The 9,321-nt window shown below is 66.1% G+C and carries 7 protein-coding genes; 5 read left to right on the forward strand and 2 right to left on the reverse strand.

Annotation, left to right across the window (positions count from 1 at the left end; all coding sequences use genetic code 11):
- The 5 genes from WAO18_RS02815 to WAO18_RS02835 form a co-directional block, all read left to right on the forward strand.
- On the forward strand, positions 1–3,930 hold a 3,930-nt coding region (locus tag WAO18_RS02815; RefSeq protein ID WP_422203709.1), incomplete at its 5' end, for a beta-ketoacyl synthase N-terminal-like domain-containing protein.
- 21 nt (positions 3,931–3,951) lie between these two features.
- Complete coding sequence (locus tag WAO18_RS02820) at positions 3,952–4,344, forward strand: holo-ACP synthase (RefSeq protein ID WP_422203710.1); 393 nt, start codon at positions 3,952–3,954, stop codon at positions 4,342–4,344.
- Positions 4,345–4,354: 10 nt separating this feature from the next.
- Complete coding sequence (locus tag WAO18_RS02825) at positions 4,355–5,680, forward strand: dipeptidase (RefSeq protein ID WP_422203712.1); 1,326 nt, start codon at positions 4,355–4,357, stop codon at positions 5,678–5,680.
- Positions 5,681–5,764: 84 nt separating this feature from the next.
- Positions 5,765–6,937: a beta-propeller fold lactonase family protein gene (locus tag WAO18_RS02830; protein WP_422203714.1), complete on the forward strand. Its 1,173-nt coding sequence runs from the start codon at positions 5,765–5,767 to the stop codon at positions 6,935–6,937.
- Between the two features lie 105 nt (positions 6,938–7,042).
- The gene (locus tag WAO18_RS02835) at positions 7,043–7,780 is read left to right on the forward strand and encodes an alpha/beta fold hydrolase (RefSeq protein ID WP_422203716.1); all 738 of its coding nucleotides are present in this window, start codon (positions 7,043–7,045) and stop codon (positions 7,778–7,780) included.
- A 266-nt stretch (positions 7,781–8,046) separates the two neighbouring features.
- On the opposite strand, the gene WAO18_RS02840 is transcribed toward WAO18_RS02835, so the two are convergent.
- Positions 8,047–8,547, reverse strand: a complete 501-nt coding sequence (locus tag WAO18_RS02840) for a nitroreductase/quinone reductase family protein (RefSeq protein ID WP_422203717.1) — start codon at positions 8,545–8,547, stop codon at positions 8,047–8,049.
- A gap of 166 nt (positions 8,548–8,713) precedes the next feature.
- On the reverse strand, positions 8,714–9,202 hold the full coding sequence (bcp, locus tag WAO18_RS02845) for a thioredoxin-dependent thiol peroxidase (RefSeq protein ID WP_422203719.1): 489 nt from the start codon (positions 9,200–9,202) through the stop codon (positions 8,714–8,716).
- Positions 9,203–9,321: the final 119 nt, after the last annotated feature.

The raw sequence follows: 9,321 nt of genomic DNA on the forward strand, positions 1-9,321 counted from the left end.
GCTCCGTCCGGCGCACCACGGCCCGACGACATCGGGTTCGACGCCGCCGACGCCACGCTGGCGTTGATCGCGTTGTCGGCCAAGATGCGCATCGACCAGATCGAGGAGCTGGACTCCATCGAGTCCATCACCGACGGCGCCTCGTCGCGACGTAACCAGTTGCTGGTCGACCTTGGTTCCGAGCTGAACCTGGGGGCCATCGACGGCGCTGCCGAGGCCGACCTGGCCGGGCTGCGGGCGCAGGTCACCAAGCTGGCCCGTACCTACAAGCCTTACGGGCCAGTGCTTTCCGACGCGATCAACGATCAGCTGCGGACCATCCTGGGTCCGTCCGGTAAGCGGCCCGCGGCGATCGCCGAGCGGGTGACCAAGACCTGGGAACTCGGCCAAGGCTGGGTCAAGCACGTCACGGTCGAGGTCGCGTTGGGCACCCGCGAGGGCACCAGCGTTCGCGGTGGGGCAATGGGCAACCTGCACGAGGGTGCGCTGGCTAACGCCGCCGCCGTCGACAGCGTCATCGACGCCGCGGTGACGGCCGTGGCCGCACGCCGCGGGATCGCGGTGGCTTTGCCGTCAAGCGGCGGTGGCGGCGGTGCGACCGTCGACGCGGCCGCGCTGGGCGAGTTCAGGGAACAGATCACCGGCCGCGACGGCGTGCTGGCGTCGGCGGCCCGACTGGTGCTGGGTCAGCTCGGACTCGACGACCCGGTCAGTGTGCCGCCTGCCGCGACCGATGCCGAGCTGATCGACTTGGTCACAACCGAACTCGGGGCGGACTGGCCGCGCTTGGTTGCGCCGGTATTCGACGGCAAGAAGGCCGTGGTGTTCGACGACCGTTGGGCCAGTGCCCGTGAAGATCTGGTCAAGCTGTGGCTGATCGACGAAGACGAAGCCAACGCCGACTGGGCGCGACTGTCGGAGCGGTTCGAGGGCGCCGGCCATGTGGTGGCGACTCAGGCGACCTGGTGGCAGGGCAGGGCGCTGGCCGCCGGCCGTCAAATCCACGCGTCGCTGTACGGCCGGATCGCTGCCGGCGCGGAGAACCCGGACGCCGGTCGGTACAGCGATGAGGTCGCGGTGGTGACCGGTGCGTCGAAGGGCTCGATTGCCGCGTCGGTGGCCGGAAAGCTCCTCGACGGCGGTGCCACCGTCATCGCGACGACGTCGAAACTCGATGAGGAGCGGCTGGCCTTCTACCGGAATCTGTACCGTGACCACGCTCGATTCGGCGCATCCCTGTGGGTGGTGGCCGCCAACATGGCGTCCTACTCCGACATCGATGCGCTAGCCGAGTGGATCGGCCACGAGCAGTCCGAAAGCCTTGGGCCGCAGTCGATTCACATCAAGGACGCGCAGACCCCGACGCTGCTGTTCCCGTTCGCGGCGCCGCGGGTGGTCGGCGACCTGTCCGAGGCGGGTTCGCGCTCGGAGATGGAAATGAAGGTGCTGCTGTGGGCCGTGCAGAGGCTGATCGGCGGCCTATCCCGAATCGGCGCCGAGCGGGACATCGCCTCGCGGCTGCATGTGGTGCTGCCGGGCTCGCCCAACCGCGGCATGTTCGGCGGCGACGGCGCTTACGGTGAAGCCAAGTCGGCGCTGGACGCGGTGGTGACCCGCTGGGGCGCCGAGTCGTCGTGGGCTCAGCGAGTCAGCCTGGCGCACGCGCTGATCGGTTGGACCCGCGGCACCGGGCTGATGGGGCACAACGACGCGATCGTCAGCGCCGTCGAAGAAGCCGGTGTGACAACGTATTCCACCGACGAGATGGCCTCGATGCTGCTCGGGCTGTGCAACATCGAGTCGAGGGCGGCCGCGGCCACCTCGCCGATCAAGGTGGACTTCACCGGCGGGCTCGGCGACGTCAAGCTGGACATGGCCGAGCTGGCCGCCAAGGCGCGCGAGGAGATGACCACCGAAGCGGCCGTCGACGGCGAGGCCGCCGACGAGGGCACCATCCCCGCGTTGCCGTCGCCGCCACGCGGCTTCACCCCGGCCCCGCCGCCGGTGTGGGACGACCTCGACGTCGACCCGTCCGAGTTGGTGGTGATCGTCGGCGGCGCCGAGCTCGGGCCGTACGGCTCGTCGCGGACTCGCTTCGAGATGGAGGTCGACAATGAACTGTCGGCCGCCGGCGTGCTCGAGTTGGCTTGGACCACAGGGCTGATCAAGTGGGAAGACGATCCGACACCGGGCTGGTATGACACCGAATCCGGCGACCTGATCGACGAGGCCGAGTTGGTCGAGCGCTATCACGACGTCGTGGTCGAGCGCGTCGGCATTCGCGAGTTCGTCGACGACGGAGCGATCGACCCCGATCATGCGTCGCCGCTGATGGTGAGCGTCTTCCTCGACAAGGACTTCACGTTCGTCGTCTCCTCGGAGGCCGACGCCCGCGGGTTCGCCCAGTTCGACGCCGAGCACACGGTGGTCCAGCCGGTCCCGGGCTCCAGCGACTGGCAGGTTACCCGCAAGGCGGGCACCGAGATTCGGGTTCCGCGCAAGACCAAGCTGTCGCGAACCGTCGGCGCGCAGATCCCGACCGGGTTCGACCCGACGGTGTTCGGCATCAGCCAAGACATGGCCAGCTCGATCGACCGGGTGGCGCTGTGGAACATCGTCGCGACCGTCGACGCGTTCCTGTCGTCGGGCTTCACCCCGACCGAGCTGATGCGATGGGTGCACCCAGGCCTGGTGGGCAGCACCCAGGGCACCGGCATGGGCGGCATGACATCGATGCAGACGATGTATCACGGCAACCTGCTCGGCCGGAACAAGCCGAATGACATCTTGCAGGAAGTTCTGCCGAACGTCGTTGCGGCACATGTGATTCAGTCCTACGTGGGCAGCTACGGCGCGATGATCCACCCGGTCGGCGCGTGCGCCACCGCGGCGGTCTCGGTCGAAGAGGGCATGGACAAGATCCGCCTCGGCAAGGCCGAACTGGTGGTGGCCGGTGGGTTCGACGACCTGACGCTGGAAGCCATCATCGGCTTCGGCGACATGGCCGCCACCGCCGACACCAGCATGATGCGCGGCAGAGGTATCAGCGACTCGAAGTTCTCCCGGCCCAACGACCGCCGCCGGCTCGGGTTCCTGGAAGCCCAGGGCGGTGGCACCATCCTGCTGGCCCGGGGTGACCTGGCTCTCAAGATGGGTCTGCCGGTGCTGGCTGTGGTGGGCTACGCCCAGTCGTTCGCCGACGGCGTACACACCTCGATCCCGGCCCCGGGCCTGGGGGCGTTGGGTGCCGGACGTGGCGGCAAGGATTCGCAGCTGGCCCGATCGCTGGCCAAGCTGGGTGTCGGCGCCGACGACATCGCGGTGATCTCCAAGCACGACACCTCGACGTTGGCCAACGATCCCAACGAGACCGAACTGCATGAGCGGCTGGCCGATTCGATGGGCCGTTCCGTTGGGGCGCCGCTGTTCATCGTGTCGCAAAAGAGCCTCACCGGGCACGCCAAAGGCGGCGCGGCGGTCTTCCAGATGATGGGGTTGTGCCAGATCCTGCGCGACGGGGTGATCCCGCCCAACCGCAGCCTGGATTGCGTCGACGACGAACTCGCGGACTCCGCGCACTTCGTCTGGGTACGTGACACGCTGCGGCTCGGCGAGAAATTCCCGCTGAAGGCCGGGCTGGTGACCAGCCTCGGGTTCGGCCACGTGTCCGGCCTGGTCGCACTGGTGCACCCGCAGGCCTTCATGGCCACGCTGGACGCCGATCAGCGCGCGGATTACCTGCGTAGGGCAGACGCTCGTCTGCTGGCCGGTCAGCGCCGACTGGCGTCTGCGATCGCCGGCGGCACCCCGCTTTACGAGCGGCCCGCCGACCGTCGGTTCGACCACGAGGTGTCCGAGAAGCTTCAGGAAGCGGCGATGTTGCTCGACTCGAACGCGCGATTGGGCGACGACGACGTCTACGGCCAGTGAGCATCCGATAGGTTCTCAACGATGAGCATCGTCGGAGTGGGGATAGACCTTGTCTCCATTACTGAGTTCGCCGAGCAGGTCGACCAGCCCGGAACAGTCTTCGCCGAGACCTTCACGCCCGGTGAGCGGCGTGACGCCTCGGACAAGAGTTCGTCGGCGGCCCGCCACCTGGCGGCACGGTGGGCGGCCAAGGAAGCGGTGATCAAGGCCTGGTCCGGGTCGCGGTTCTCGCAGAGGCCGGTGTTGCGCGAGGACATCCACCGCGACATCGAAGTGGTCACCGACATGTGGGGCCGGCCGCGCGTTCGGTTGACCGGGGACATCGCCAAGCATCTGAAGGATGTGACGATCCACGTGTCGTTGACGCACGAAGCCGACACCGCGGCTGCGGTGGCCATCCTGGAGGCCGACTAGCCTCGAGCCCATGAGCGATCTGGTCGAACGCGTGCGCCAGGTGCTGCCATCGGTGCGCGACGATTTGGAGAATCTGGTCCGCATCGAGTCGGTGTGGGCCGACCCAGCCCGGCGTGACCAGGTGCACCGCAGCGCCCAAGCTACCGCAGATCTGTTGGCGCAGGCTGGTTTTGGCGACGTGCAGATCGTCAGCGAGGGTGGTGCGCCCGCGGTTATCGCGCGGCATGCTGCGCCGCCCGGCGCGCCGACCGTGTTGCTCTACGCCCACCACGATGTGCAGCCCGAGGGCGATCCCACGCAGTGGACGTCGCCGCCGTTTGAGCCGACCGAACGCGACGGTCGGCTCTACGGGCGCGGCAGCGCCGACGACAAGGCTGGTATCGCAACGCATTTGGCGGCGTTTCGGGCGCACGGCGGAAATCCGCCAGTCGGGGTCACGGTGTTCGTCGAAGGCGAGGAAGAGTCCGGTTCACCGTCGCTGGGCCGTCTGCTGGCCGCCCATCGTGACGCGCTGGCCGCAGACGTGATCGTGATTGCCGATTCCGACAACTGGAGCACCGACATCCCGGCGCTGACGGTGTCGCTGCGCGGTCTGGCCGACTGCGTGGTCGAGGTCGCCACCCTCGATCACGGCCTGCACTCCGGGTTGTGGGGTGGTGTGGTCCCGGACGCGCTGTCGGTGCTGGTGCGGCTGCTGGCCAGCCTGCACGACGACGACGGCAACGTCGCGGTGGCCGGTTTGCACGAAAGCACCGCCGCGGCAGTGGATTACCCCGACCAGCGCGTGCGAGCTGACTCAGGACTGCTGGACGGCGTCGCCGAAATCGGTTCCGGCTCAGTGCCGCAGCGGATGTGGGCCAAGCCGTCGATCACGGTCATCGGCATCGACACCACATCCATTGCGGCATCGTCGAACACGCTGATCCCACGCGCCCGGGCGAAAGTGAGTATGCGGGTCGCCCCAGGCGGTGACGCCGCCGCGCACCTGGAGGCGCTGCGCGGCCATCTGGAACAGCACGCGCCGTGGGGTGCACACGTGACGGTGACGCCCGGTGACATCGGTCAGCCGTACGCCATCGAGGTCTCCGGCCCGGTGTACGACGCGGCCCGGGCGGCGTTCCGGCAGGCCTGGGGGACCGAGCCGGTCGAAATGGGCATGGGCGGGTCGATACCGTTCATCGCCGAGTTCGCCGCCGCGTTCCCGAGGGCGGCGATCCTGGTTACCGGCGTGGAGGATCCGTCCACGCAGGCCCACAGTGTCAACGAGAGCCTGCATCTGGGGGTGCTGGAAAAGGCCGCGACCGCCGAGGCGCTGCTGCTGGCCAACCTGGGTTGATCGGGAATGCCCAAGCGCCCGACATTCGCCCAGCTACCGCATTAAAGTTTGCGGCATGTCTCCCCGCACCGGGGTTGCCCGAACGTGACGGGACCTTTCCCCGCCATCACGGCGACCATCCCCGTGGGTGCGAACCCGTCCGCAATGGCGGTCAGCCCCGACGGAAAGCGCCTCTACGTCACCAATCTCGGCGACCGGACAGTGTCGGTGATCGACACAACCGCCAACCAGGTCACCGCCACCATCCCGTGTCGCGCAGCCGGCCTGTACGGCGCTGCGGTCAGCCTCGACGGCAAGGACCTCTATCTCAGCGATGTCAGTTCGCTGTTGGTGATTGACACCGCAACCCACCAGTTGACCGGTGGCGTCGGCGTGGAGGGCGACCCCAGCCAATTGGTGTTCAGCCCCGATGGCAGCCACCTCTATGTCGCAGTAGCGGGCCGCAAAGCGGCGGCTGTGGTCGACACCGCCACCAATGACGTCACCGCCACGATCAAAGTCGGGGATCATCCGTACTACTTGGCGCTCAGCCCCGACGGAAGCCGCCTTTACGTCGCCAACTCCGGTAGCGACACCCTGTCGGTGATCAACACCGCCACCCATCACGTCACCGCCACGATCGCAACCGGCAACCCGTTTGGGGTGGCGGTGAGCCCCGACGGCGCCCACGTCTACGTCGCCAACGATGGCCACAACACGTTGTCGGTGATCAAGGCCGCTAACAATTCGGTGATCGCCACCGTCGCGGTGAGCGGCGACGCCATTGCGCCGGTGGTCAGCCCAAACGGCGCCCATGTGTACGTCGTAAGCGGCGCCGCCCCCGCCACCGTGACGATCATCGACGCCGCTACCAACGCGATCGCCGCCACCACTGCGGCCGGCGAGTATCCGACCGCAATCGCGATCAGCCGCGACGGCAGCACCCTGTACGTCACCAACAACTCCGCCAACACGGTGACGGTGATCGCCGTGGCAGCGCCGCCGGTCGGTCGTCCAGACTGGTCCGAGACACTCGTCGCGCAGATTCTGGTCGGCGTCATCAACGACGCGGGCGGATGGGTTAATTTGGGCGGCAAGATTATTCGGGTACCGCCGCGTCAGCCGGTCGAGGCGATTCTCGCTGCCCTGCCATCCCAACTGGCGAAACGACTGACCCCGTTGCTCAAGTCACGCCCCCAGGGGGCCAAGCCGGAGGTGGTCCTGCGTCAGGAGTTGTCGAAAGCAGTCGCCGAGTATCAGAAGGAGTCGCGCGGCTGAGCCCATCCGTCCCGGGTAGGCCAGCGCAGCGAATTCCGGATGTGAGGGCGCTTTGCCAGCTCTAAGATGCGGTCGGCGCGCACGACGCCAGAGGAGGGGCCCTCAATGGCACTGCCCGCTTTGGTCCTGGTGCACGGGGGCGGATGTGCCGCCGATTCGTGGGAGTTGACCGTCACCGAGATCCACAGGTTGGCACCGGAGTTAACCGTGCTCGCGGTCGACCTGCCGGGTCGGCGCAGCAAGCCCGGCGATCTGTCCACGGTAACTATCGCCGACTTCGTTGAATCGGTCGTCGACGATATCGAGCGCGCGGGGCTAGACAACATCGTTCTGGTCGGTCATTCGATGGCCGGACTGACAACCCCGGGCGTAGTCGCCAAACTCGGATCGTCAAAAGTACGCGAAATGGTCTTCGCCGCAGCGTTCGTCCCGCCCGATGGCAATTCACTTGTGGACACACTGACTGGGCCGTTCGCCCCAACCGCTCGGCGCAACGCGAAAAGAGGCGGGCTGAGCCAGACACCTTCCCTGGGAATCAGGTTCGCATACCTCAACGGGGTGCCACGAGAACAGCGCAAATTCATGGTCGGCAGGTTATACCCGGAATCCGCCCGCATCCTTGGCGAGAAGGTGTCGCGGGAAGAAATGCCCATCGATGTTCCGCGGACCTGGATTCTGACCAACCGGGATCGTGCGCTCTCGCCCAAGATGCAGCGCAAATACATTGAGGCCCTTGGTGGCGTGCAGAAGCTCATCGCGATCGATACCTGCCACATGCTCATGGTCGGCGAACCAGAACGGCTGGCGAAGATCCTTGTCGAACGCTGCCGGTTTTACAGCTAGCTTGCCGCAACTGGCTGCGACCGATGTGATTGCGGCAGTAAGCCTGCAGACTATCGGCGAGAACCACCGGCTATATCGCTAGCAGTTGACGCCGGGGGGTTCTACTTGCCCCACTTGGTCTCCGCGCTGCGGCGAGGGCAGTTTGCTGATCAGGCAGATCACCTGCGAGCGCTCGATGATCTGCGTGCGTAGTACATCAGACCGATAGGTCGCGGCGCAGTTTCGCTACGTGCCCAGTGGCTTTCACGTTGTACTTCGCTTCGGGGCTAGCGGGGCGTGAGGCGAAAGACGGGGATACGGCGGCCGATGGGATCTGTCTTTAGGCGATAGTCTTCCCAACCTACGTAGACCTGAGTGGCTAGTTCATACAGGTATTTGTAGTCGTCGGGGTCGGCTACCTCGGTTGCCGAGAATTTCTCGTCTCCGAGTTCACATTCGGGGTGCGCTTTGAGATTGAAATACCATTGCGGGTGTTTCGGTCCCCCAAAGTTGGAGGCAATCACGATGACGTCGCTGCCATCGTGGAAGTAGTTGGTTTGAGTCTGTCGCGGCTGATCCGACTTAGCGCCGGTGGTCATCAGCGGCGCGGTAGTAAGTCCGCCAAGCACGGCTGGATAGCGGCCGCCGGTTGCGCGATATAGCCAGGGGTCGATGCGAGAGAAAAGGCGGCGCGTCGAGAATTCTCCCGCCCGCGAGCGAATGAAGCTTTCGAAGGCCTTGTACCAGCTGCCGTGCTTCTTGTGCGGATCGACGTAACGCAGGGGCATGCAGCGGACCGTACGCGCACCCAAACCTCCGCGATGGGGTTTGAACGTGGAGCTCTATGAGTTAGGCGGATCGCTCGGTCCAACGCTGCTGTCTCATGTTGTCAGGCGATCAGCGACCTTGAGGAGTTCCACGGGATGGAGTCAGCAAATGGTCAGTGCGGGAATCTCACTCAGTGGCTGCCGTGCGTTCCAGGACCTGCCGGATCTTTGTTGTCGTATGTGCAGCCTTGACGTTGTACTGCGCGACGGCGATCTTGCCCATCTCGTCGACGACGAACGTCGAACGGATCACGCCGGTGACGGTCTTGCCGTACATCTTCTTCTCTCCGAACGCACCCCAGGCCGCCAGCACCTTGCGGTCGGGGTCGGACAGCAGCGGGAACGTCAGGCTCTCGGCATCGCGAAACTTGGCCAGCTTCTCCGGCTTGTCGGGGGAGATGCCGATGACGTCAAGGCCGGCCCCGTTGAGCTCGCCCAGGCTGTCACGGAAGTCGCAGGCCTGTTTGGTGCAGCCGGGCGTCGATGCTGCCGGGTAGAAGTAAACGATGACGCGACGGCCCTTGTAGTCGGAGAGGGCGACCTTGTTGCCGTCGGCGTCGGGCAGGGTGAAGGGGGGTGCTTTGTCGCCCGGCGCGAGGCGTGCGGTGTCGGTCACGAAGCTGCCTTTCTGTTCACCGGCAGGTGGGATTGCCGCCGGCTGATTTAGGGTAGGTCGGCAGGCACCAACCTAGACCGAGCCTGGTCTTGGTTTGGCGACGACAGGGAGGACGAGCG

The sequence above is a fragment of the Mycobacterium sp. genome (assembly GCF_049278535.1).
Classification (GTDB): Bacteria; Actinomycetota; Actinomycetes; order Mycobacteriales; family Mycobacteriaceae; genus Mycobacterium.